We start from the raw sequence: 21,377 nt of genomic DNA, 5'->3' as shown, positions 1-21,377 counted from the left end.
GCTGGGACTCTTCGGATATAGAGGACGAGAAGACTCATGGCAATCCGTAAATACAAGCCGACAACCCCGGGCCGTCGTGGCTCCAGCGTTTCCGATTTCGCTGAGATCACGCGTTCGACCCCCGAGAAGTCGCTGATCCGCCCGCTGCACGGCCGCGGTGGACGTAACGCACACGGTCGCATCACCACCCGGCACAAGGGTGGCGGTCACAAGCGTGCATACCGTCTCATCGATTTCCGTCGCAACGACAAGGACGGCGTGCCGGCCAAGGTCGCTCACATCGAGTACGACCCCAACCGCACCGCGAACATCGCACTGCTGCACTTCGCAGACGGCGAGAAGCGCTACATCGTCGCACCCAAGGGCATCGCCCAGGGATCGCCGATCGAGCAGGGTGCCAATGCCGACATCAAGCCCGGCAACAACCTGCCCCTGCGCAACATCCCGACGGGTACGACCATCCACGCGGTCGAGCTTCGTCCGGGTGGAGGCGCGAAGATGGCCCGCTCCGCTGGAGCGAGCATCCAGCTCCTCGGTAAGGAAGGCCCCTACGCCACGCTGCGTATGCCGTCCGGTGAGATCCGTCGCGTCGACGTGCGCTGCCGCGCAACCGTCGGCGAGGTCGGCAACGCCGAGCAGTCGAACATCAACTGGGGCAAGGCCGGCCGCATGCGCTGGAAGGGCAAGCGCCCGACCGTTCGTGGTGTCGTGATGAACCCGGTCGACCACCCGCACGGTGGCGGCGAGGGCAAGACCTCCGGTGGACGCCACCCGGTCAGCCCCTGGGGACAGCCGGAAGGCCGTACCCGCAAGAACAAGGCGAGCGACAAGCTGATCGTCCGTCGTCGTCGTACCGGCAAGAACAAGCGCTAGGAGGGAGTTCAGAATGCCACGCAGCCTGAAGAAAGGCCCGTTCGTAGACGATCACCTCCTCGCGAAGGTTGACGTCCAGAACGACAAGGGAACCAAGCAGGTCATCAAGACCTGGTCCCGTCGATCGACAATCCTGCCCGACTTCATCGGTCACACTTTCGCCGTCCACGACGGTCGCAAGCACGTACCGGTGTTCGTGTCCGACTCCATGGTCGGCCACAAGCTCGGGGAGTTCGCACCGACCCGCACGTTCAAGGGTCACATCAAGGACGACCGGAAGGCGAAGAGGCGATGACCAACTTCACCCCCACCGCCAATCCGACTGCCAAGGCCGTAGCGAAGCACGTTCGCGTCACGCCGATGAAGGCACGTCGCGTCGTGGATCTGGTTCGCGGGCGCTCCGTCGAGGACGCGCTCAACATCCTCAAGTTCGCGCCGCAGGCAGCGAGCGAGCCGGTCGCCAAGGTGATCGCGTCCGCAGCGGCCAACGCCGAGAACAACCTGGATCTCGATCCCAGCACACTGATCGTCGCCACTGCATTCGTCGACGAGGGTGCAACCCTCAAGCGATTCCAGCCGCGCGCTCAGGGCCGGGCATTCCGGATCCGCAAGCGCACCAGCCACATCACGGTGATCGTCGAAAGCCTGCCCAAGACCGGCGGAACGTCTCGTAACCGTCGTAAGGGCCAGGCGTCCAAGGAAGGGGCTCAGTAGTGGGTCAGAAAATCAACCCGCACGGCTTCCGCTTGGGTATCACCACTGACTGGAAGTCGCGTTGGTACGCAGACAAGCAGTACTCGGAGTACGTCAAGGAAGACGTCGAGATCCGCAAGCTTCTTGCCACCGGCATGGAGCGCGCAGGCATCGCGAAGGTCGAGATCGAGCGCACCCGTGACCGTGTTCGCGTGGACATCCACACGGCACGCCCGGGCATCGTCATCGGTCGCCGTGGCGCCGAGGCCGACCGTATCCGCGGAGCTCTCGAGAAGCTGACCGGCAAGCAGGTTCAGCTCAACATCCTCGAGGTCAAGAACGCCGAGTCCGAAGCTCAGCTCGTGGCTCAGGGTGTTGCCGAGCAGCTCAGCAACCGCGTCGCATTCCGTCGGGCAATGCGCAAGGCCATCCAGTCGGCCATGCGTCAGCCCAACGTCAAGGGCATTCGTGTTCAGTGCTCCGGCCGTCTCGGTGGCGCTGAAATGTCTCGCTCGGAGTTCTACCGCGAGGGACGCGTTCCCCTGCACACGCTCCGTGCCGACATCGACTACGGGCTGTACGAGGCCAAGACCACCTTCGGCCGTATCGGCGTGAAGGTCTGGATCTACAAGGGCGACATCGTCGGCGGTCGGCGTGAACTCGCCGCCGCTGCGGCTCCGGCCGCCGGTGCAGACCGTCCCCGTCGTGAGCGTCCCACTCGTCCGCGTCGCAGCGGTGCCTCGGGCACCACAGCGACCAGCACCGAGGCAGGCCGCGCGGCATCCGCAACCGAGGCTCCGGCCTCGACCGAGCCCACTCAGGAGGGCTGACGCATGTTGATCCCCCGCCGGGTCAAGCACCGCAAGCAGCACCACCCGAAGCGTTCGGGTGCCGCCAAGGGCGGAACTCAGGTGACATTCGGTGATTACGGCATCCAGGCTCTCGAGCCCGCCTACATCACCAACCGTCAGATCGAGTCCGCTCGTATCGCGATCACTCGCCACATCAAGCGTGGCGGCAAGGTCTGGATCAACATCTTCCCGGACCGCCCGCTCACCAAGAAGCCTGCCGAGACCCGCATGGGTTCCGGTAAGGGTTCGCCCGAGTGGTGGATCGCGAACGTCAAGCCGGGTCGTGTGCTCTTCGAGCTGTCGTACCCCGACGAGACCATCGCGCGTGAGGCACTGACTCGCGCCATCCACAAGCTGCCCATCAAGGCACGCATCATCACCAGGGAGGAGCAGTTCTGATGGCTACCGGAACCCCAGCCGCAGAGCTCCGCGAGCTCACCGGTGAAGAGCTGGTCACCAAGCTGCGTGAGTCGAAGGAAGAGCTGTTCAACCTTCGTTTCCAGATGGCTACCGGCCAGTTGGACAACAACCGTCGACTGCGCACCGTCCGTCACGAGATCGCGCGCATCTACACCGTCCTGCGCGAGCGTGAGCTCGGCTTGGCATCTGGTCCTTCCGAGGACACTGCAGGTGACGCGGCATGAGCGAGGAAAAGACTGTGACTGAAGAGCGCAACAACCGTAAGGTCCGGATCGGCTACGTCGTATCCGACAAGATGGAGAAGACGATCGTGGTCGAGCTCGAGGACAGGGTCAAGCACCCCCTCTACAGCAAGATCATCCGTCGTACCACCAAGGTCAAGGCACATGACGAGAAGGGCGACGCCGGCGTAGGCGATCGCGTTCAGCTCATGGAGACCCGCCCGCTGTCCGCCACGAAGCACTGGCGACTGGTCGAGGTTCTCGAAAAGGCCAAGTAGTACCTGCACACAAATGCCCGCTCCCTTCCTGGGAGCGGGCATTTTGCGTTCCGGTGTGCGGCCCTACCTGCCCAGCAATCCTCCGAGCGCGCCGCCGACCCCGGCCTGCTCCCCGCTGCCGCTGCCACCGACCAGGCCACCCGGCGGCTGCTCCGATGGCTGAACCACGACGAATCCCTGACCCGAGAACTCGAGGGTGAAGCGCTCACCCGTCGTTCGACCGATCAGCGTGCCGAGTCCGAACGAATCGTTCTTCTTGACTCTCGTCTGCAAGGACGACGACCACGCGACCGCAGCCTGTGGATCCGCGAAGGTCGGCTGGTCGACGTTCAGCACCACCGGAACCCCGTCCGTGGTGATGGCAATCCGGCCGCGTCCGGAGAACACGCAGTTGAAGAAACCGGCATTGCCGCCTGCCGCGGCACCCTGCACCCGCTTGATGTCGTAGCTCAGCGAACTCTCGAAAGCCAGCACATTGGCACCGTTGATGGTCAACCCGTCCGTGCCGTCCAGGTCGATGAGATGAACGTCCTGAGCGGCGTTGGCGAGAAAGAGGTCGCCCTGACCGGTGACCTTCATCAGAGGAACACCCTCACCCGAGAGCGCCTGTTTCAGAGCCCGGCCGATCCCACCGGACCCCTTCGCCTCGAACTGCAGATTGCCCTGATACGCCACCATCGAACCGGCCCGGGCCATCACCTCGCCGTTCATCCCGATGCGGCACATCTTGCTGCCCTGCTTCTGGATACCCGAACCGGGAACCTCGGCGTGAGCGGGCGCGAACAGTTCACTTCTCATGGCCAGAACTCCTCGAGGGGCTGATGAATCGGTGGACGACGCAGGTGACTGCGTGGGACGGAGAGGTTGCTCGACGGAGGCCGTCGGGTCGGGCGTCGGGTCGTCCTCGTCGATGCTGATGCCGAACGCCGTGGCCAAACCGGCCAGGCCATCGGCGTATCCCTGGCCGACGGCGCGGATCTTCCACTGCTCGCCGCGCCGATAGAACTCCAGACACACCAGTGCGCTCTCGTCGCCGAGTGCATCGGCAGTGAAGCCGACCAGTGCTGTGTCCGACGCATCGGACACCGTCACCGCAGTCGGGCCCGCGGCCGCGAACGTCGCGGGTCCCGTTCCGTCGAGGGACGCAGCCACGGCCACGGTGTCGACGCCGGCGGGGACGGCAGCGGCGTCGAACATCAGCAGGTGACCGGTGGGGGTGCGGCGATACTCGACGCCCGAGGCGGAGGGCTGGTTGTAGAACACCAGGTCCGCGTCCGAACGCACCCGACCGTTCGGACCCAGCAGCAGCGCGGAGACGTCCACCGAGGTCGATGCCGTGAGCGTGACCGTCAGAGGACCGGCCGGAGCGGGGCAGTTCTCCCCGCGAGCGAGGGTTTTCACCGAACCCAGTGTGCCACTGTCATGGCGTCAGGGCTGTCGCGCCAGCTCGATGACCTGTTCCTCGGTCGGCGGACTCTTCGGATGGTAGGACAGGCACAGGGGAGTGGCGGTGCGTCGGAATTCGGCGCCTTCCACAGCCGCGTAGAACTGACCGGCGGGCAGGCGTCCGACATCGGGAACCGAGCCACCCTTCACCCGCGCCATCTCCTTGGCTGCGTCGACCTGCGATGGACTGTTGAGCAGACCGTAGAACTGCGTGGACGCATTGCCTGCGATGCGGTTGTGCAGGCCCTTCGGGGATTGCGTGGCGAACACCAGTCCCAGTCCGTACTTTCTGGCCTGCGACGCCAGGGCCAGGGTGCTGTGCGTTGCCGCTGTGCTCCGGTCGGAGGGTGCGAAATTCTGCGCCTCGTCCATCACGAACAACCCCCCGAGTGGCCGGTCGCCCGCCGGATTCTTCTTGATCCAGGCGAACAACCCCATCTGGAGTTGATTGACGAAACTCTGCTTCTGCTCGTCGGTGGTCAGCCCCGCGAGGTTGATCACCGATACCCGAGCCTTCTTGCCCTCGGCCGGCGTCAGCAGCACAGCTGGGTCGACCGGCGTGCCCGCGCCTGCGAACATCGGATCGTTCGCGGCGGCGGCCTTGAGATTCTCGGCCAGTCCGGCAGCGATGCGTACCGCATCGCGCATTTCGCTCGCGTCCTCGGGGAATTCTTCCAACAGGTCGATGAAGTCGGACAGATCCCCGCCCCGCGAACGACGACCGAACTGGTCGAGGGCCGATTTCAGCACGGCCCGACCGTGTTTCGCCTTCTGTGACGTCCCGAGTACACCTGCGGCCGGTTCGAGCGAGGCCAAAGCGGACTCGATGGAGGCCTCGAACTCGTCCGCGTCGCCGACGACACTGGCGAAGTCGGGTAGCGGCTGGAAGCTAAGCGGCCGGCCGGCCGACTTGCGCGGGGTCCACACCACGACGTCGGTGTCGCGAAGGTACGCCGTTGCCTTGGCCTCGTCACCCGGTGGCCACGTCCTCTCGTCCTCGGGCCACGCGGTGCCCAGCCGAGCCAGGTCGTTGTTGACGTCCAGCACGATCGCCGAAACACCTTGTAGGGCACATTCTTCCACCAGCCGGCGAATCAGAACGGTCTTTCCCGAGCCGGATCCCGCGAAGATCGCCGTGTGCTTGCGCAGCGCCTCGAGTGGAATGGCGACATCGGCACCGGTGCTGACCTCGGCACCGACGACGATGGACGGCTTTCGGCTCGTCGACGACTCCGGTACGGAGGGTGTCGCTTCCGGTTCGATGAGGGCGGTGTCGTCGTCCACGACACTGACTGCAGGCAGCACCGCAGAGAACAATTCGACATCGTGCGCCGGCTTGCGTGCGAGCAACCAGGACGTGAGCGCGGGGGAGTTCTCGGCCAACAGGATCGACAACGCCGCCAGCGCCCTGCGGTCCTCGTCCCCGAGCGGCACCACGACGCCACCGGCGCGGTGCAGGGCCGCGATCGTCTGCTCGGTTTTCGCGCCGTTCGGCCACGGGTCGTTCCTGATCAGGATCAGCCGTCGCCTCGGCATGTCGACGCGCAGGCCCGCCGTCGTCACGGCCCGCTCGACCCGGGCCAACGCGGCCCGCGCGTTGCCGGACGTCACGGCGCGGAAGCACCAGTGCTCTTCGTCGTCGGTGTCGGTGTCGACGGTGTGACGCAGGCGGGCGTGCAGCGCCGGCTTGCCACTCGGCGGCGGATCCTGGGCCAGGCTGTCGTCGGACGACTGATGCTCGTGAATCCACGCCGTCAGACCCGCGGACAACAGTGCGGGAACGATCGAGTCCTCGCTGTCGGGTCGCAACGGAACGGAGACGTCGACCTGTCCACGAAGTTGCTCGTAGCGATCGTCGAGCGCATCGAGTTCGTTGACCCGCGCCGTGGGCAGGTCGGGCGCATCGGTAGGACCGGATCTGTCGGTGAAGCTCTCCAACTCCGACGCGACCCCGGTGTCGAGGCAGTGCCTGATGTGCCGATCGACGGCGATGAGAAGCTGGCGCGGAGTGAAATCCGGGGCCTGCTCGAACGCGTCGGGCGCGACCGGCCACGTCGGGTGCGGTGGCGTGAACCCGGCCTCGAGGAAGCACGCGGCCAGCCGTCGTCCGAGTAGCAGGCGACCGATGTCCGAGGAGGGAATCGGCTTGAGCGACTGGGTGACTCGGAAGCGGTCACGCATCGGCGCGACTCCGCGTGCGGCAATCAGTTCCCAAGCGCTCGACAGCGCGGAGAGCACCGAGGCAGTCCGGGGGAGGGTCTCGCGCAGCGACATCAAGCCGTGTGCGAGCTGTTCGACGACCTTGTCTTCCTGCGCGTCGGCGAACTCCTGATCCGATCCGGTACGAGACTGCGCCACGAGCGTGTCGATCTGATCGATCGCGAGGATGGTCGGACCGGTGATGGCGAGCAGACGCGAGATGTTCTCGGCGATGCCCTGATGGCCGAGCTCGGCCCGGCGGATGCCCCAGGCCGAGAACTCGTCGGGATCGACGTCGTCGATCGACTGCAGGTAGGCGTCGCCCAGATCCTGAACGGCCGAATCGGGGGCGATGGACAGCACGAGCGCGCGCAGCGTGTGCTGCGACGTCCGTCGATGGCGCGGGTGAACCTTGTACACCGCGGTGACGAAATCGTTGAGCGTATCCGCGTCGATCATGCTCTCGCCCATGATCTTCGCGCGCTGATCCTCGGCGATGTCGCCGATCTCGCAGAGCCGTCGAAGCAACAGCCCGAGCTGGCTGTCCGATCCGCGGCCGGACGGACGCATCAGGTCGTCGAGCATCCCCATCAGCGTCGAACGCCAGAATCCGGCGGCGTCGAGCAACCTGATCAGGAAGAAGTACCCGCCCTTGAGCTGTACTTCTTCTCGCACCTGGCCGAGCAGGTGCGTCTTGCCCGAACCGGCCGGGCCGCGCACGACGACTCCGAGCGGACTCGCGTCGTCGGAGGCGTCCGCGTCGTCGTACGCGTTCATCACCTCGAGGAACACGCGTTCGTGCATCCCCGGTACGTGCACGTTCGACTGAGAACGCCACACGTCGTCGGGTGTCGGTGCCCAACTCAGCCGCACCGATTCGAGAGCTCGGATCTGCTCGCTGTCCGTCATCGTCGACTCAACGCCCATCATGGTTCGATCGAGAGAAGGTGGTTCTGCTGATTTCCGACGACGACGGCCGCGGCGCGCTCCTCGTCGGTCAGCGTCTTCTGATTTTCCTCCGGTATCAACGAGACGTCCGGGGCGCGACGCAGGCGCGCGAGAGCGTCGTCCAGATCGGTTCTGGGTATGTCGCGCAATTCGTTTCGCAATCTGGACAGTCGGACGGTGCTGCCGGGTTCGCGGGCGAGCCCGGCGTAGGCCGCGCGAATCGAGGCTTCGATGTCGACTGTCGTGTCGGTCTTCTCGACGGGTTCAGGCTCCTCTGTTCGCGGCGAGAACACATCCGCCGGGCGGGCGTCGGTGCGATCGAGCCACCGTCGCAACCCCGCCAACACGGTGAACATTGCCTTGCCCGCGCCGGTCGATCGAGCCGGTGGTTCTCCGCCGATGAGTTCGCCGCAGATCCGCCATCCCTTGTCGGTGAGTTCGAGAGTCATCGGGCGCACGGACGAATTCACTTCGACGAGACCGGCGTTCTTCAGCTTGTCGCGGGACGCCCTCGCGAGCTCGGGGCCCATCGCTTTGAGTTCGGAGTTCTTGACCGGGCTTGCCTCGGCCATCAGGACCAGCAGCACTGCCGCCTCGGTCCCGTTCAGGTCTTCGGTACTCATCGAGGATCCCCCTTCGATCGTCTTCTCGATACTGCCTCGCGGATGGTAGCTACCGCACGTTGCGGATCGTCGATCACCTGAGCGTTGGTGAAGCGCAACACCATGTAGCCGTGTGTCTGCAGTTGGTTGTCGCGCACGCGGTCATCGGCGAAGCGGTCGACGGCGCGGTGCTCGTTGCCGTCGATTTCCACGACGATCTTCTCGGTGCGCCACAGTACGTCGACCGTGAACGGTCGGCCGAGTTCGCCGAGCCGGATCGAACGATTGTGCTCCCGCCCCGCAGCCCAGTCGTGCACGTCCAGCGCTCGATACAAGCGCTTCTCCGGATCGCTGGCCGGGTGCGGATGTCCCGCGATCGGCGGATAGCTCAGGGGTCGGAACCGATCGACCACGGTCTCGACCCCAGCGGGCACGGCGGGCGCGTGTACCGCCACGGACCGGAACCGGTCCATGTTCGACGCCCCGTCGCCCGTCACCCACACCGCTGCACCGGCGTGCGTGCACAGCCATTCCGCAGCTGTCCCGACGACTCCGGCATCCGTTCCGGCCGGCACGACCAACACGAGCGCAGCAAGGCTTCTTCGACGAGCCGAGGCAAGTATTCGGGTCGAGCCTGCTGCGCGAGTTTCGACGGTGAATGCGGCTCGACGCGGCGCACTCCCCGCGACGGCTGCGTTTGCCAGAGCCCCGACGTAGGGGCCGAAGTGTGCGGTGTCGGCACCGAGCCGAGCGGCGGCGACGCGAGCAGCGCGTCGATCCAACGACGACGAGCCGGAGTGATGGTCGAAGTCGGTGAGCCACAGCGGAACCGAATCGACGGCGGCGTTCTCGAGTTCCGTGACCACTGCATCGACGAGATCGACGGCACGATCGGCCGTCGTGGGATCGATCGCGAAGAACACGATCGCAGGTGCGTCCACCGGTAGAGGGTTCACGGATTCGGCGAGATCACGCTCGGTGACCCCGTGGATGCGCACGACCCGGTCCAGGGGCAGACTCGACCACCACGCGGTGTCGTCGCGCTCCGACGTCATCGCCGCGCCCCGTCGATCCGAAGATGTCCCATCCCCAGAACCGTACCGATTGCCCCGAAGGGCGCAGGTGACGGCGGGTGGCCCGGTGACGACGATTTGGATGCCGGGGACCCGTTCCCCTACACTTGACCGGTTGCCTGTGGCATCGGTGTGCCTTCGTGTGCCCGTACCCAGCAGCCGACCGCGCGTGTCGGGACGGAAATCCGGCACGTACGTACATCCAGGTCAAGGAGAAGTTAGTGATTCAGCAGGAGTCGCGAGTACGCGTCGCTGATAACACGGGCGCGAAGGAAATCCTTTGCATCCGCGTTCTCGGTGGTTCGTCACGTCGCTACGCCGGAATCGGCGACATCATCGTAGCTACGGTGAAGGACGCCATTCCCGGTGGAAACATCAAGAAGGGTGAGGTCGTCAAGGCCGTCATCGTCCGCACCATCAAGGAGCGTCGCCGTCCGGATGGCTCGTACATCCGTTTCGACGAGAACGCTGCGGTGCTGATCAAGCCGGACAACGATCCCCGTGGAACTCGTATCTTCGGCCCGGTCGGCCGTGAGCTGCGTGAGAAGAAGTTCATGAAGATCGTCTCGCTCGCCCCGGAGGTGCTGTAAATGAAGGTGCACAAGGGCGACACCGTTCTCGTGATCGCAGGCAAGGACAAGGGTGCCAAGGGCAAGGTCATTCAGGCCTACCCCGCTGACTCCAAGGTTCTGGTCGAGGGTGTGAACCGCATCAAGAAGCACACTGCGGTCTCCGCCAACCAGCGCGGCGCATCCTCGGGTGGAATCGTCACCCAGGAAGCCCCGATCCACGTATCGAACGTCGCAGTGGTCGACTCGGACGGCAACCCCACTCGCGTGGGCTACCGGACCGACGAAGAAACCGGCAAGCGCGTTCGTGTTTCCCGGAAGAACGGGAAGGACATCTGAGATGACTACCACCGAAAACATCGCGGGCGAACAGCCCCGCCTCAAGGCGCGCTACCGCGCCGAGATCAAAGACGCCCTGAACACCGAATTTGCATACGAGAACGTCATGCAGATCCCCGGCATCGTCAAGGTCGTCGTCAACATGGGTGTCGGCGACGCCGCCCGTGACGCCAAGCTGATCAACGGTGCAGTTGCCGACCTCGCTGCCATCACCGGCCAGAAGCCGGAGATCCGCAAGGCACGCAAGTCCATCGCACAGTTCAAGCTGCGCGAAGGAATGCCCATCGGCGCACGCGTCACCCTCCGTGGAGACCGCATGTGGGAGTTCCTCGACCGTCTGGTCTCCATTGCCCTTCCCCGAATCAGGGACTTCCGCGGCCTCTCGGGCACGCAGTTCGACGGCAACGGAAACTACACGTTCGGCCTCAACGAGCAGTCGATGTTCCACGAGATCGACGTGGACAAGATCGATCGTCCGCGCGGCATGGACATCACCGTAGTAACCACCGCAACCAACAACGAAGAAGGCCGCGCGCTGCTCAAGCACCTCGGCTTCCCGTTCAAGGAGAACTGAGTCCATGGCGAAGAAGGCATTGGTCAACAAGGCCAACAAGAAGCCGAAGTTCGCGGTGCGTGCATACACTCGCTGCAACCGCTGCGGCCGTCCCCATTCCGTGTTCCGCAAGTTCGGCCTCTGCCGTATCTGCGTGCGCGAGATGGCACACGCCGGAGAGCTTCCCGGAGTTCGCAAGAGCTCCTGGTGATCTGAGGCCTCCGGGCTTCACCACACCACGCTGATGGGCGTGGGTTCCGAAAGGAACCCACGCCCATTTCGCGTTTGCTCGGGCATCCCGTCTCAGACCGACCACACGTCGTTTCGTAGATCGAGTGACCGAGTCAGATCCAGTGCGGCAGAACGGTCGTCGTTGTCGACGAGAAGGAGCAGGCCACGTTCGGACATCGCAGACGCGAGAGTGTCGGTGGGAACGGTTCGACATCCGGCCGGCATGCCCGCGACTCCGAGCTCTCGATAGGTATCGGCAATCGCAACCGCGTCCTCGACTGTGTCCATTCCCAGGACGGTCACGAAATGTCCTACGCTCCAATTGAATTCGGTCAGGTTCTCGGTGTGCACATTCGCAATCAGGCCGAACCGGAACTGCACGTCGGCCAGGCGGGTCAGGAGCAGGCGGAGCCCGTCGGAACCGGGGCCCACGATCGGAACCACCACGACGCGTCCTTCGGTCGCCGTCTCGATGCCCGTCGCAAGACCTGACGCTGTGGTCCCGGCCGCATCGATCGATGCGGCCCTCGGTAGGCAATCCCACCCGTCGGTGATCCGGGGCGTTCCGGGCGGACGGGCCGCGACGGTCTCGCCCGGCCAGATCGCGGATCCCGATGCGATCGCGAGTGCAGTCACGTCCGGTGCGTCGTCGCCCACGACGGCCGTCGACGCTATCGATGCCGAGAACGGTCCGCAGAGCTGATCCGGTTGCGGCAGAGCGCTGTTGAGGGCAGAGACGATTGCGCCGACGCCGGGGAACTGTCGCAACATGTCAGTAGATCCAGCGCAGTGATTCGAGCAGTTCGTCCTCGGTGTGGCTCTCCGCCCACGCTGCATCGGCGTCCCGGCAGGCAACGAACGCGCCCAGAAGGTCTTCGCCCAACACGTCTGCGACCAGCGCCGACGACAGTAGGTTCTCCCGTTGTTGGGCATGGGTCGTCGCGAGTGGGGAGATACCGGCGGCGTCGCGACGGGCGTCGTCCCAGCCGCCCACATCCGCCTGAACCGGTGGCGACAACGTCGCCGAATCGGCCACTCCCGACATGCCGGCCGCGATGGTGACGGCAAGCGCCAGATAGGGGTTGGCGGAAGCGTCGCACGCCTTCAACTCGACGTTGGTGTGATCGGGACCGAGTAGGGCAGAACCGGGTATGAGCCGTACTGCCGCTTCGCGGTTCTCGACGCCCCAGAACCCGAAGGCACCGGCCCAGTATCCGGGTCGACGTCGGAGCAAGGATCCCGAACTCGGTGCGGTGACGGCAGTGAGTCCCGGCAGCTCTCGAACCAGGCCCGCGATGTACGACTGCCCGGTCTCCGACAATCCATGCTCTCCGTCTCCGGTGAGAGCGTTGTGCCCGTCGCGAACCAGTGACGTGTGCAGGTGCCATCCGTTGCCTGCACTGCTGGACGCGGGCAGGGGAGCGAAGCTCGCCCGCAGGCCGTGAGCTTTGGCGGCAGAGTGGATCGTCTGCCGCGCGAGAACTTGCGCATCGGCTGCAGCAAGGGGATCGAGTGGCGCGAGCGCGATCTCGATCTGGGACATGCCGTACTCGGCATGAATCTGACCGATGCTCACACCGTTCGCAGACAGGGCGTGCAGCAGCGATACGACGAATTCGTCGACATCGCGGAGCGCGTTGGCGGAGTAGGCAGGTCCTCGATGGGCGGACAGTCCGTCCGATTCCCGGGTCAGGGCGAACTCGATCTCGAATCCGGCCCGCACCTCGAAACCGGCATCGGACGCCTTCTGCACCTGCCGCTCGAGAACAGCGCGTTGGTCGTAGGGCCAGGGAGAGCCGTCCGCGGAGAGCTGCCTGCCGTGTACCCAGGCAAGCCCCGGTTGGCCGGCAAGTGGAACCACGCTCGACGCGTCGTCGATCACCGGAATCAACCGAACATCGCCGGACGGCGTCGACAGTCCCTCGTGAGCGAAGGTGATCCCGTCGTGTGAATCGAACACCGCGAACACCGCGGTGACTCCTACGCCGCGACGTGCGACGGCGGTCAGTTCTGCGGTGGGCACGGTGCGTGATCGGACGATGCCGTTGTTGTCGACCCACCCGATCGTCACCCCGGCGATGGTGCGGTCACGCAGAGTGTGGGTGAGGTGATCGATGTCGACTGCCTTCGAGTCCGTCATGGTCCGACGTTAGCGAAGAAGTGGACGCCGGGGTGTCCGACTGGACCCGAGCCGTCGCGCAATGGTAAGGCGATTTGGTCTTCGGGTGCGCGATGCCTACACTAGAGCGGTTGCCCGGGCTTCGTCGTGCCTGCACGCGAGTCCTTGCAATGGAAACGCAACCTCGAGTTCTCCGCACGTCAGCATCGAAATGCGGAAGCTCGAAACACCTGGCAGTGCAGCGATGCATTGCTTGGAGCGCAACCCCTGACCGGCAACAGTCGGTCAGGACATGTTCACTTCGTTGTAGGCCCACGATGTGACGAGCCAGGCCCGCCGGGTTTTCAAGAATCCAGGGGCACCAGCTCGCGCGTGCTGCATGGGAACCGCTGCGAGAAAGGTGCACAGGTCACACCATGACGATGACCGATCCAATTGCAGACTTCTTGACCCGTCTGCGCAACGCCAATTCGGCGTACCACGACGAGGTGAAGCTTCCCCACTCGAAGCTCAAGGCGAACATCGCCGAGATCCTCAAGCGCGAGGGCTACATCTCCGACTACCGCACGGAAGACGCCGAGGTGGGCAAGACCCTCATCGTCGATCTGAAGTACGGCCCGAGCCGTGAGCGCAGCCTCGCCGGCGTGCGACGCGTCTCCAAGCCCGGTCTCCGGGTATACGCAAAATCCACCAATCTGCCCAAGGTTCTCGGCGGCCTGGGCGTGGCGATCATCTCCACGTCCACAGGTCTGCTCACGGAGCGTCAGGCGGCCAAGCAGGGTGTGGGCGGAGAAGTCCTCGCCTACGTCTGGTAGGGGAGGCCACCACCATGTCACGTATTGGAAAATTGCCGGTACCGGTCCCCGCTGGAGTCGATATCACCATCGACGGCCAGAACGTTGCGGTCAAGGGCCCCAAGGGTGCCCTGAGCCTGACGGTCGCCGAGCCCATCCAGATCGCTCGCGCCGACGACGGCACCATCGCCGTCACCCGGCCCGATGACGAGCGCAAGAGCCGTGCACTGCACGGACTCTCGCGCACTCTCGTCGCGAACCTCATCACCGGTGTCACCAACGGTTACACCAACAAGATGGAGATTCACGGCGTCGGTTACCGCGTCGTACTCAAGGGCAAGGACCTCGAGTTCGCACTCGGTTACAGCCATCCCGTGCTGATCGAAGCACCCGAGGGCATCACGTTCACGGTCGAGTCGCCCACGCGATTCACCGTTGTCGGCATCGACAAGCAGAAGGTCGGTCAGATCTCTGCCAACATTCGTCGTCTGCGGCGTCCGGACCCGTACAAGGGCAAGGGCATCCGCTACGAGGGTGAAGTGATCCGCCGCAAGGTCGGAAAGACGGGTAAGTGATATGAGCCAGCAAACAGCAGACAAGGCGAACGTCGTCAAGCGCACTCCGCGTGGCACCGACGTCTCGACGAAGCGTCGCCTGTCGAAGGCACGTCGTCACTTCCGCCTTCGCAAGAAGATCTCCGGCACGCCCGAGCGTCCCCGCTTGGTCGTCAACCGGTCCTCGCGTCACATCCACGTGCAGTTGATCGACGACCTCGCCGGCCACACGCTGGCCAGCGCGTCGAGCATCGAAGCCGATGTGCGCGCCCTCGAGGGCGACAAGAAGGCCGTCAGTGCGAAGGTCGGCGAGCTCATCGCCAGCCGCGCGAAGGCAGCAGGCGTCGAGGCAGTCGTGTTCGACCGCGGCGGCAACAACTACAGCGGCCGCATCGCGGCACTCGCAGACGCAGCCCGTGAAGGCGGGTTGACGTTCTGATGATGACAATGACTGACAACGGAAGGACAGCCTGATGCCGGGACGTCAACGGCGTGACGGCGGAAGCGGCCCCGCCGGACAGAACAGTGGCCCCAACGCAGGTGGCGACAACAACCAGCGCGGCGACAACCGCGGTGGCGGTCGTGACCGTCGTGACAACGGCCGTGGCGGCAACGCTGCGGACAAGTCGAACTTCATCGAGAAGGTCGTCACGATCAACCGCGTCTCCAAGGTGGTCAAGGGTGGTCGACGCTTCAGCTTCACCGCCCTCGTCATCGTCGGTGACGGCAACGGACTGGTCGGCGTCGGCTACGGCAAGGCCAAGGAAGTTCCCGCGGCCATCCAGAAGGGTGTCGAGGAGGCTCGCAAGAGCTTCTTCCGCGTCCCGATGATCGCCGGCACCATCACGCACCCCATCCAGGGCGAAGCCGCAGCAGGCGTCGTCATGTTGCGTCCGGCCAGTGCCGGTACCGGCGTCATCGCCGGTGGCGCGGTGCGTGCCGTGCTCGAGTGCGCCGGTGTCCACGACGTGCTGTCGAAGTCGCTCGGTAGCGACAACGCCATCAACGTCGTGCACGCGACCGTCGCAGCCCTCAAGGGTCTGCAGCGTCCCGAGGAAGTTGCGGCTCGCCGCGGCCTGACCCTCGAAGAGGTTGCACCCGCCGGAATGCTGCGCGCACGCGCACAGGCAGGAGCGGTGAAGTAATGGCTCAGCTGAAGGTCACCCAGATCAAGAGCACCATCGGCCAGAAGGCGAACCAGCGTGACAGCCTGCGTACTCTCGGGCTCAAGGGCATCCGCCAGACGGTCGTCCGCGAGGACAACCCGCAGAACCGCGGACTGGTCAACACGGTGCGCCACCTCGTAATCGTTGAGGAGGTCTAACCATGACCATCAAACTGCACCACCTGCGCCCCGCAGCCGGATCCAAGTCGACGAAGATTCGTGTCGGCCGTGGTGAAGGTGGCAAGCGTGGCAAGACCGCAGGTCGCGGTACCAAGGGAACCGGCGCACGCAAGAACGTGCCGGCACGCTTCGAGGGTGGCCAGATGCCCCTTCACATGCGGCTCCCGAAGCTCAAGGGCTTCACCAACCGCAACCGTGTCGTGTTCCAGGTCGTGAACCTGCGCGACATCGAGCGTCTGTTCCCCGAGGGCGGTCAGATCGGTATCCCCGAGCTCATCGCCAAGGGTGCCGTTCGCAAGAACGAGCCCGTCAAGGTTCTCGGCGACGGAAACCTGACCGTGAAGGTCGAGATATCGGCCAACAAGTTCACGGGCTCCGCCAAGGAAAAGATCGCCGCTGCCGGCGGTTCTGCAACCGAGGTATGAGCATTGCTCCGATGCGTTGAGTAGCAGCGCATCGAGCAGCAGTTCGTGACGATGGCCGCAGCCACAGCTCTTGGAGCTGAGCTGCGGCCATCGTTGCCTCGGCACCACGTGCCGTACTCGACCGAACGGACAGGGTCCAACACTGACCGTCGGGCGGTTCGATACGCACTGTTAGAGTTCTAGAGTTCACAGAAGTTCGTTTCGATGCGGGCGATGCATGTCGCCTGCAGTCCATGCTCGTGAGGCTCACAGGAGCGCCGGTTGCGCTCCTGACGAAGCACTCGCAGCGTCAACGCAGTCGTGCCAGGAGGATCTTTGCTTTCCGCCTTCGTGTCGGCCCTCAGGACTCCTGACCTGAGACGGAAGATCCTCTTCACGCTCGGTCTGGTGGCCCTGTATCGCTTCGGTGCCACGCTGCCGTCGCCGGGTGTCGACTACGCCAATGTCCGAGCATGCATCGACCAGGTCTCCGGTGGAGACTCGGCGGGCATCTACTCGCTGATCAACCTGTTCTCCGGTGGAGCGCTCCTCCAGCTCTCGGTGTTCGCGATCGGCATCATGCCGTACATCACCGCCAGCATCATCGTGCAGCTGCTCACCGTCGTCATCCCGAAGTTCGAGGAACTCCGCAAGGAGGGACAGTCGGGGCAGGCCAAGATGACGCAGTACACGCGTTATCTGTCGATCGCGCTGGCCATCCTGCAGGCGACCGGCCTGGTGGCCCTCGCCTCCCGCGGCCAACTTCTTCAGGGTTGCCAGCAGGACATCATCGCCGACCAGAGCATCTTCGGCCTCGTCATCATCGTGCTCGTCATGACCGCAGGTGCAGCCGTCGTGATGTGGTTCGGTGAGGTCATCACCGAGCGCGGCGTCGGCAACGGAATGTCGCTGCTCATCTTCGCCGGAATCGCCTCGCGTATTCCCTCCGAGGGCAACTCGATCCTCGAGAGCCGCGGTGGGCTGGTGTTCGGATTCGTCTGCTTCGCAGCGTTCCTGATCATCACCGGCGTGGTGTTCGTCGAGCAGGGTCAGCGCCGAATTCCCGTCCAGTACGCCAAGCGCATGGTCGGTCGAAAGATGTACGGCGGCTCCTCCACCTACCTTCCGCTCAAGGTCAACCAGGCCGGCGTCATCCCGGTGATCTTCGCGTCCTCGCTGCTGTATCTGCCCAACCTGATCGCCCAGCTCACCTCGGCCAGCACCGCGGTCGATCCGAGCTGGTGGCAGCGCATCATCAACGAGTACCTGGTGAACCCGGCCAACCCGGTGTACATCGCGATCTTCTTCGGTCTGATCGTGTTCTTCACGTACTTCTACGTGGCGATCACGTTCAACCCCGAAGAGCGCGCCGACGAGATGAAGAAGTTCGGCGGGTTCATCCCGGGCATTCGTCCGGGCAAGCCGACCGCCGACTATCTGAACTACGTCCTCAGTCGCATCACGTTGCCGGGCGCGGTCTACCTGGGCACCATCGCCGTGCTCCCGAACCTGTTCCTCGATATCGGCAGTTCGGGTGGAGGACAGAACCTCCCCTTCGGTGGCACCGCCGTGCTGATCATGGTCAGCGTCGGCCTGGATACCGTGAAGCAAATCGAAAGCCAGCTGATGCAGCGTAACTACGAAGGGTTCCTCAAGTGAGACTTGTTCTGCTCGGTCCCCCCGGTGCCGGCAAAGGCACCCAGGCCGTCCTCCTGTCCGAGAAGCTGGGCGTTCCGCACATCTCGACCGGCGACCTGTTTCGCGCGAACATCGGTGAGAAGACGCCGCTCGGACTCGAGGCGAAGAAGTACCTCGATGCAGGCGACCTCGTTCCCAGTGAGCTGACCGTCGACATGGTCCGCAGCCGCCTCTCCGAGCCCGACGCCGTGAACGGCTTCCTGCTCGACGGCTTCCCACGTTCGGTGGGTCAGGCCGAGGCACTGGTCGGCATCCTGGCGGACCTGAACGCGAAGCTCGACGCCGTACTCTCGTTCGTCGTCGACGAGGACGTCGTCGTCGAACGCATGCTCGCGCGTGGACGCGAGGACGACAAGGAAGACGTCATTCGGAACCGACTCAAGGTGTATCGGGACGAGACCGCGCCACTGCTCGATTACTACGAGGGCCAACTCGTGACGGTCGACGCGATCGGTGAGGTGGACGAGGTCAACGCTCGCGCGCTGAAGTCCATCGAGGACCACGGCAAGTAATGGCATTCGGCCGTAAACGGAAGGTCGTGCCGTTTCGCAGTGCCGGCGAACTCGACGCCATGGCTGCGGCCGGCGCGGTCGTCGGCGCTGCTCTGGTGGCAGTGCGGGCAGCGGCGGTTCCCGGTGTCTCGACGCTCGAGCTCGACAGAGTTGCCGAGGCCGTCATCCGTGACGCCGGTGCGGTGCCGTCGTTCCTCGGTTACCACGGCTTCACCGGCAGTATCTGTTCGTCGGTCAACGACCGTGTGGTGCACGGCATTCCGTCGGCGGACGAGCTCCTGGTCGCAGGCGATCTGGTGTCCATCGACTGTGGGGCGGTTCTCGACGGTTGGCACGGAGACTCGGCGTGGACATTCGGTGTCGGCGACATCATCGAAGCCGATGCGATGCTGAGCGAGGCGACGAGGCTGTCGATGGAGGCAGGTATCGCCGCGATGCTTCCCGGCAATCGGCTCACCGACGTCTCGCACGCCATCGAATCCGGAACCCACGCGGCCGAGCAGGCGCACGGCCGCAAGTACGGGATCGTCGACGGATACGGCGGTCATGGCATCGGTCGTGAGATGCACATGGACCCGTTCCTCGCGAACGAGGGTGCGCCGGGTAAGGGACCGGAGTTGGTCGTCGGATCCACTCTGGCAATCGAGCCCATGCTGACCCTCGGCACGTACGACACCGACATTCTCGACGACGGCTGGACGGTCGTGACCACCGACGGATCCCGATCGGCGCACTGGGAACACACCGTTGCCGTCACCGAGGACGGGCCGCGGATCCTGACACTACGACCCAGCTAGGGTCACCAGGCCAGTGATCCGTAGCGTCGGCCGCCGCGGACCAGTCCGAGATGCGCAGCCACCAGACGAAGCCAGAGTCGAGTCGGCATCCTGGTCACTGCAGTGGGAAGCAATGGGTTTCGTACGCCGAGCATCAGCAGGGCGACGGAGATCGTGCGAGCCCGGAAGGGCGGGCAGCCGTGTGCTCGGTGGAGTCCGCGTACGTGAGCCGATCCGTACCCGAGCGCGCCTGCCTGCTTCCAGTTCTCCCGACGTCCGGTGCGAAGTCGGTACGACACCAGTGGTTCGGCGATGAAATGCAGTCGATACCCCGCGTGCTGTGCGCGCCACGAGAACTCCATGTCCTCGCTGGCGTGAACGTACTCGAGCATGCCGTCGAGCTCGACGTAGGTCGATCTGCGGCACGCCATGCTGGCACCGATGGCGAACGGTAGGAATGTCGACTTGCCCTGATCCGAGGGCGGTGCGAACGGTGTCGATGCGCGCGTGGCAGCGGAGTTCAGGGTCTCCGTCTCCAGGCCGGTACCCACGATGTCGTACTCGTCGAGGCCGGCGACGATGCGCCGGAGCCAGTTCGGGTGGACCGCGTCGTCGGCGTCGCAGAAGGCGAGCAGGTCGCTGGGGGCGGCGTCTGCACCTCTGTTACGTGCGAACGATGCGCCCGGGGATCCTGCAGCGTCGACGTACTGCAGGTCGAGCGCTCCACGGAGGCAATGGTTCTCGATGTGTTCGCGAAGGCCGTCGGTCGAGCCGTTGTCGCTGACGATCACCGTGAAGGGATGCTCGTAATCCTGTCGAGCGAGAGCTCGCAGTTGATCGTCGAGAACATCCTTGGAGTTGTGAACCGGAATGATGACGGATACGCCCGGGTTGCCGGCGCGCGTGTCTGAGCTCAAGAGGGGTGCCTCGTGGTCGTCGTCGCGGACACGGCCGCCGCTGCGAGGGCAGGCGGGACGGCCCGTGTTGTGCGGCTGGGATACAGCCGGGCAGAACGCTAGCTCAGGAAATCGAACTGGGGCAACCGTTGACCCGGAGCATGGATGCGGAACGCATTTGGCCAGACGTGCATTACCCGGTAACATGGATCGACGGTGCGCCCTGCGTACCGGATGTTCGCGTGCCCTGGTGGCCTGCGAACCGTTCCGGCGACACGTCGGCCCGTCGATTCGGGTCGGTCAGTGGGCACCACGGTAACGGAAACAGATGCAATCAACCAGGTGTGAGAGCCAGGATCGCGGAGGATATGGCCAAGAAAGACGGTGCTATCGAGGTAGAGGGCCGAGTTGTCGAACCGCTGCCCAATGCGATGTTTCGCATTGAGCTCGAAAACGGCCACAAGGTACTCGCTCACATCAGCGGAAAGATGCGTCAGCACTACATTCGCATCCTTCCCGAGGATCGCGTCGTGGTAGAGCTCTCGCCCTACGACCTCACGCGTGGACGCATCGTTTACCGCTACAAGTAAGAGCTTCCCCGGCCACGTCCGGTCGGGGGGAACCATGCTCGGAGCCGCTGCCTGCAGTGGGGCCGAGCTACACACAGGAGATCAACGACGTGAAGGTTCAGCCGAGCGTCAAGAAGATCTGCGAAAAGTGCAAGGTGATTCGTCGTAACGGGCGCGTCATGGTGATCTGCGACAACCTGCGTCACAAGCAGCGTCAGGGATAACCACCGAGCATTTCGCACGTCGGCTTGGCAACAGCTAGAAGATGACCTCCCAGCACCAACCGCGACACACGCGTTGCGGCATACCCCCGGCACGGAGGCCGGGGCCCCACTGAGTTTGTTGAAAGACGCTTCACACCCCAGCGGTGAGAAGGACACAGGGGACGGACTGGGAGCAGACCTCCGGACAAGA

General features: G+C 64.5%; 29 protein-coding genes. 22 read left to right on the top strand and 7 right to left on the bottom strand.

Annotated elements, in window-relative coordinates; translation table 11 throughout:
- Window positions 1–36 precede the first annotated feature (36 nt).
- The 7 genes from rplB to rpsQ are packed head-to-tail and all read left to right on the top strand — an operon-like array spanning window position 37 to window position 3,336.
- A complete protein-coding gene (gene rplB, locus CH306_RS00985; protein ID WP_008718311.1) occupies window positions 37–873 on the top strand; it encodes a 50S ribosomal protein L2 in 837 nt (278 codons plus the stop codon).
- Between the two features lie 13 nt (window positions 874–886).
- Window positions 887–1,168 carry a 30S ribosomal protein S19 gene (rpsS, locus tag CH306_RS00980; protein WP_008718309.1) on the top strand — a complete coding sequence of 94 codons (282 nt, stop codon included), beginning with the start codon at window positions 887–889 and terminating at the stop codon, window positions 1,166–1,168.
- Window positions 1,165–1,587 carry a 50S ribosomal protein L22 gene (rplV, locus tag CH306_RS00975; protein WP_037188319.1) on the top strand — a complete coding sequence of 141 codons (423 nt, stop codon included), beginning with the start codon at window positions 1,165–1,167 and terminating at the stop codon, window positions 1,585–1,587. The genes rpsS and rplV overlap by 4 nt, the downstream gene beginning before the upstream one ends.
- Window positions 1,587–2,396 (top strand): 30S ribosomal protein S3, encoded by an 810-nt coding sequence (gene rpsC / locus CH306_RS00970; protein ID WP_027496312.1) that lies wholly within the window; start codon window positions 1,587–1,589, stop codon window positions 2,394–2,396. The genes rplV and rpsC overlap by 1 nt, the downstream gene beginning before the upstream one ends.
- Window positions 2,397–2,399: 3 nt before the next feature.
- On the top strand, window positions 2,400–2,816 hold the full coding sequence (gene rplP, locus CH306_RS00965; protein ID WP_027496313.1) for a 50S ribosomal protein L16: 417 nt from the start codon (window positions 2,400–2,402) through the stop codon (window positions 2,814–2,816).
- Window positions 2,816–3,061, top strand: coding sequence for a 50S ribosomal protein L29 (rpmC, locus tag CH306_RS00960; protein ID WP_027496314.1), 246 nt, complete (start codon window positions 2,816–2,818; stop codon window positions 3,059–3,061). Before rplP ends, rpmC begins: the two co-directional genes overlap by 1 nt.
- A complete protein-coding gene (gene rpsQ, locus CH306_RS00955; RefSeq protein ID WP_032397542.1) occupies window positions 3,058–3,336 on the top strand; it encodes a 30S ribosomal protein S17 in 279 nt (92 codons plus the stop codon). Before rpmC ends, rpsQ begins: the two co-directional genes overlap by 4 nt.
- 63 nt (window positions 3,337–3,399) lie before the next feature.
- On the opposite strand, the gene CH306_RS00950 is transcribed toward rpsQ, so the two are convergent.
- From CH306_RS00950 to CH306_RS00935, 4 genes are read right to left on the bottom strand one after another with little or no spacing between them, the layout of a single operon-like run.
- Window positions 3,400–4,737 (bottom strand): AIM24 family protein, encoded by a 1,338-nt coding sequence (locus CH306_RS00950; RefSeq protein ID WP_045195954.1) that lies wholly within the window; start codon window positions 4,735–4,737, stop codon window positions 3,400–3,402.
- A gap of 27 nt (window positions 4,738–4,764) precedes the next feature.
- Window positions 4,765–7,890, bottom strand: coding sequence for an ATP-binding protein (locus CH306_RS00945; protein ID WP_094645468.1), 3,126 nt, complete (start codon window positions 7,888–7,890; stop codon window positions 4,765–4,767).
- A 17-nt stretch (window positions 7,891–7,907) separates the two neighbouring features.
- Window positions 7,908–8,552: a hypothetical protein gene (locus tag CH306_RS00940; RefSeq protein ID WP_094645384.1), complete on the bottom strand. Its 645-nt coding sequence runs from the start codon at window positions 8,550–8,552 to the stop codon at window positions 7,908–7,910.
- On the bottom strand, window positions 8,549–9,586 hold the full coding sequence (locus CH306_RS00935; protein ID WP_094645383.1) for an endonuclease domain-containing protein: 1,038 nt from the start codon (window positions 9,584–9,586) through the stop codon (window positions 8,549–8,551). The genes CH306_RS00940 and CH306_RS00935 overlap by 4 nt, the downstream gene beginning before the upstream one ends.
- Before the next feature lie 239 nt (window positions 9,587–9,825).
- Here CH306_RS00935 and rplN point away from each other — a divergent pair, with 239 nt between their 5' ends.
- From rplN to CH306_RS00915, 4 genes are read left to right on the top strand one after another with little or no spacing between them, the layout of a single operon-like run.
- Window positions 9,826–10,194 carry a 50S ribosomal protein L14 gene (gene rplN, locus CH306_RS00930; RefSeq protein ID WP_032397538.1) on the top strand — a complete coding sequence of 123 codons (369 nt, stop codon included), beginning with the start codon at window positions 9,826–9,828 and terminating at the stop codon, window positions 10,192–10,194.
- Complete coding sequence (rplX, locus tag CH306_RS00925) at window positions 10,195–10,512, top strand: 50S ribosomal protein L24 (RefSeq protein WP_032397537.1); 318 nt, start codon at window positions 10,195–10,197, stop codon at window positions 10,510–10,512.
- A 1-nt stretch (window position 10,513) separates the two neighbouring features.
- Window positions 10,514–11,086 (top strand): 50S ribosomal protein L5, encoded by a 573-nt coding sequence (rplE, locus tag CH306_RS00920; protein WP_008718275.1) that lies wholly within the window; start codon window positions 10,514–10,516, stop codon window positions 11,084–11,086.
- 4 nt (window positions 11,087–11,090) lie between these two features.
- Window positions 11,091–11,276 carry a type Z 30S ribosomal protein S14 gene (locus tag CH306_RS00915; protein ID WP_008718273.1) on the top strand — a complete coding sequence of 62 codons (186 nt, stop codon included), beginning with the start codon at window positions 11,091–11,093 and terminating at the stop codon, window positions 11,274–11,276.
- Between the two features lie 92 nt (window positions 11,277–11,368).
- On the opposite strand, the gene CH306_RS00910 is transcribed toward CH306_RS00915, so the two are convergent.
- Complete coding sequence (locus CH306_RS00910) at window positions 11,369–12,067, bottom strand: DUF6885 family protein (RefSeq protein ID WP_094645382.1); 699 nt, start codon at window positions 12,065–12,067, stop codon at window positions 11,369–11,371.
- 1 nt (window position 12,068) lies between these two features.
- The gene (locus CH306_RS00905; protein WP_094645381.1) at window positions 12,069–13,436 is read right to left on the bottom strand and encodes a glutamine synthetase family protein; all 1,368 of its coding nucleotides are present in this window, start codon (window positions 13,434–13,436) and stop codon (window positions 12,069–12,071) included.
- 395 nt (window positions 13,437–13,831) lie between these two features.
- Here CH306_RS00905 and rpsH point away from each other — a divergent pair, with 395 nt between their 5' ends.
- The 9 genes from rpsH (at window position 13,832) to map (ending at window position 19,519) form a co-directional block, all read left to right on the top strand.
- Complete coding sequence (gene rpsH, locus CH306_RS00900; protein ID WP_008718266.1) at window positions 13,832–14,230, top strand: 30S ribosomal protein S8; 399 nt, start codon at window positions 13,832–13,834, stop codon at window positions 14,228–14,230.
- Between the two features lie 14 nt (window positions 14,231–14,244).
- On the top strand, window positions 14,245–14,784 hold the full coding sequence (gene rplF, locus CH306_RS00895) for a 50S ribosomal protein L6 (RefSeq protein ID WP_032397535.1): 540 nt from the start codon (window positions 14,245–14,247) through the stop codon (window positions 14,782–14,784).
- Between the two features lies 1 nt (window position 14,785).
- The gene (gene rplR, locus CH306_RS00890) at window positions 14,786–15,202 is read left to right on the top strand and encodes a 50S ribosomal protein L18 (protein ID WP_032365631.1); all 417 of its coding nucleotides are present in this window, start codon (window positions 14,786–14,788) and stop codon (window positions 15,200–15,202) included.
- Between the two features lie 34 nt (window positions 15,203–15,236).
- Window positions 15,237–15,908: a 30S ribosomal protein S5 gene (rpsE, locus tag CH306_RS00885; RefSeq protein WP_032397534.1), complete on the top strand. Its 672-nt coding sequence runs from the start codon at window positions 15,237–15,239 to the stop codon at window positions 15,906–15,908.
- The gene (gene rpmD, locus CH306_RS00880) at window positions 15,908–16,087 is read left to right on the top strand and encodes a 50S ribosomal protein L30 (RefSeq protein WP_032397533.1); all 180 of its coding nucleotides are present in this window, start codon (window positions 15,908–15,910) and stop codon (window positions 16,085–16,087) included. Before rpsE ends, rpmD begins: the two co-directional genes overlap by 1 nt.
- Window positions 16,088–16,089: 2 nt before the next feature.
- Window positions 16,090–16,533: a 50S ribosomal protein L15 gene (gene rplO / locus CH306_RS00875; protein WP_032397532.1), complete on the top strand. Its 444-nt coding sequence runs from the start codon at window positions 16,090–16,092 to the stop codon at window positions 16,531–16,533.
- Between the two features lie 315 nt (window positions 16,534–16,848).
- Window positions 16,849–18,171 (top strand): preprotein translocase subunit SecY, encoded by a 1,323-nt coding sequence (secY, locus tag CH306_RS00870; protein ID WP_032397531.1) that lies wholly within the window; start codon window positions 16,849–16,851, stop codon window positions 18,169–18,171.
- Window positions 18,168–18,722 carry an adenylate kinase gene (locus tag CH306_RS00865; RefSeq protein WP_032397530.1) on the top strand — a complete coding sequence of 185 codons (555 nt, stop codon included), beginning with the start codon at window positions 18,168–18,170 and terminating at the stop codon, window positions 18,720–18,722. The genes secY and CH306_RS00865 overlap by 4 nt, the downstream gene beginning before the upstream one ends.
- Window positions 18,722–19,519, top strand: coding sequence for a type I methionyl aminopeptidase (map, locus tag CH306_RS00860; RefSeq protein WP_032397529.1), 798 nt, complete (start codon window positions 18,722–18,724; stop codon window positions 19,517–19,519). The genes CH306_RS00865 and map overlap by 1 nt, the downstream gene beginning before the upstream one ends.
- 2 nt (window positions 19,520–19,521) lie before the next feature.
- On the opposite strand, the gene CH306_RS00855 is transcribed toward map, so the two are convergent.
- Window positions 19,522–20,415 carry a glycosyltransferase gene (locus CH306_RS00855; protein WP_179272929.1) on the bottom strand — a complete coding sequence of 298 codons (894 nt, stop codon included), beginning with the start codon at window positions 20,413–20,415 and terminating at the stop codon, window positions 19,522–19,524.
- Window positions 20,416–20,762: 347 nt separating this feature from the next.
- On the opposite strand from CH306_RS00855, the gene infA reads away from it, so the two are divergent.
- The gene (gene infA, locus CH306_RS00850; RefSeq protein WP_005140011.1) at window positions 20,763–20,984 is read left to right on the top strand and encodes a translation initiation factor IF-1; all 222 of its coding nucleotides are present in this window, start codon (window positions 20,763–20,765) and stop codon (window positions 20,982–20,984) included.
- A gap of 89 nt (window positions 20,985–21,073) precedes the next feature.
- Window positions 21,074–21,187: a 50S ribosomal protein L36 gene (gene rpmJ, locus CH306_RS00845; protein WP_025347279.1), complete on the top strand. Its 114-nt coding sequence runs from the start codon at window positions 21,074–21,076 to the stop codon at window positions 21,185–21,187.
- Window positions 21,188–21,377: the final 190 nt, after the last annotated feature.

Origin of the sequence: Rhodococcus sp. 15-725-2-2b (assembly GCF_002259075.1) — a bacterium.
Lineage (GTDB): Bacteria > Actinomycetota > Actinomycetes > Mycobacteriales > Mycobacteriaceae > Rhodococcoides.
The sequence above is the reverse complement of the archived record's forward strand: the minus strand, read 5'-3'. Positions and strand labels throughout refer to the sequence as shown.

Coding starts and splice junctions, on each gene's coding strand:
- rplB (WP_008718311.1), top strand. CDS start 37: ATGGCAATCCGTAAATACAAGCCGACAACCCCGGGCCGTCGTGGCTCC.
- rpsS (WP_008718309.1), top strand. CDS start 887: ATGCCACGCAGCCTGAAGAAAGGCCCGTTCGTAGACGATCACCTCCTC.
- rplV (WP_037188319.1), top strand. CDS start 1,165: ATGACCAACTTCACCCCCACCGCCAATCCGACTGCCAAGGCCGTAGCG.
- rplP (WP_027496313.1), top strand. CDS start 2,400: ATGTTGATCCCCCGCCGGGTCAAGCACCGCAAGCAGCACCACCCGAAG.
- rpmC (WP_027496314.1), top strand. CDS start 2,816: ATGGCTACCGGAACCCCAGCCGCAGAGCTCCGCGAGCTCACCGGTGAA.
- rpsQ (WP_032397542.1), top strand. CDS start 3,058: ATGAGCGAGGAAAAGACTGTGACTGAAGAGCGCAACAACCGTAAGGTC.
- CH306_RS00945 (WP_094645468.1), bottom strand. CDS start 7,890: ATGACGGACAGCGAGCAGATCCGAGCTCTCGAATCGGTGCGGCTGAGT.
- CH306_RS00940 (WP_094645384.1), bottom strand. CDS start 8,552: ATGAGTACCGAAGACCTGAACGGGACCGAGGCGGCAGTGCTGCTGGTC.
- CH306_RS00935 (WP_094645383.1), bottom strand. CDS start 9,586: ATGACGTCGGAGCGCGACGACACCGCGTGGTGGTCGAGTCTGCCCCTG.
- rplX (WP_032397537.1), top strand. CDS start 10,195: ATGAAGGTGCACAAGGGCGACACCGTTCTCGTGATCGCAGGCAAGGAC.
- rplE (WP_008718275.1), top strand. CDS start 10,514: ATGACTACCACCGAAAACATCGCGGGCGAACAGCCCCGCCTCAAGGCG.
- CH306_RS00915 (WP_008718273.1), top strand. CDS start 11,091: ATGGCGAAGAAGGCATTGGTCAACAAGGCCAACAAGAAGCCGAAGTTC.
- CH306_RS00910 (WP_094645382.1), bottom strand. CDS start 12,067: ATGTTGCGACAGTTCCCCGGCGTCGGCGCAATCGTCTCTGCCCTCAAC.
- CH306_RS00905 (WP_094645381.1), bottom strand. CDS start 13,436: ATGACGGACTCGAAGGCAGTCGACATCGATCACCTCACCCACACTCTG.
- rpsH (WP_008718266.1), top strand. CDS start 13,832: ATGACGATGACCGATCCAATTGCAGACTTCTTGACCCGTCTGCGCAAC.
- rplF (WP_032397535.1), top strand. CDS start 14,245: ATGTCACGTATTGGAAAATTGCCGGTACCGGTCCCCGCTGGAGTCGAT.
- rplR (WP_032365631.1), top strand. CDS start 14,786: ATGAGCCAGCAAACAGCAGACAAGGCGAACGTCGTCAAGCGCACTCCG.
- rpsE (WP_032397534.1), top strand. CDS start 15,237: ATGCCGGGACGTCAACGGCGTGACGGCGGAAGCGGCCCCGCCGGACAG.
- rpmD (WP_032397533.1), top strand. CDS start 15,908: ATGGCTCAGCTGAAGGTCACCCAGATCAAGAGCACCATCGGCCAGAAG.
- rplO (WP_032397532.1), top strand. CDS start 16,090: ATGACCATCAAACTGCACCACCTGCGCCCCGCAGCCGGATCCAAGTCG.
- map (WP_032397529.1), top strand. CDS start 18,722: ATGGCATTCGGCCGTAAACGGAAGGTCGTGCCGTTTCGCAGTGCCGGC.
- infA (WP_005140011.1), top strand. CDS start 20,763: ATGGCCAAGAAAGACGGTGCTATCGAGGTAGAGGGCCGAGTTGTCGAA.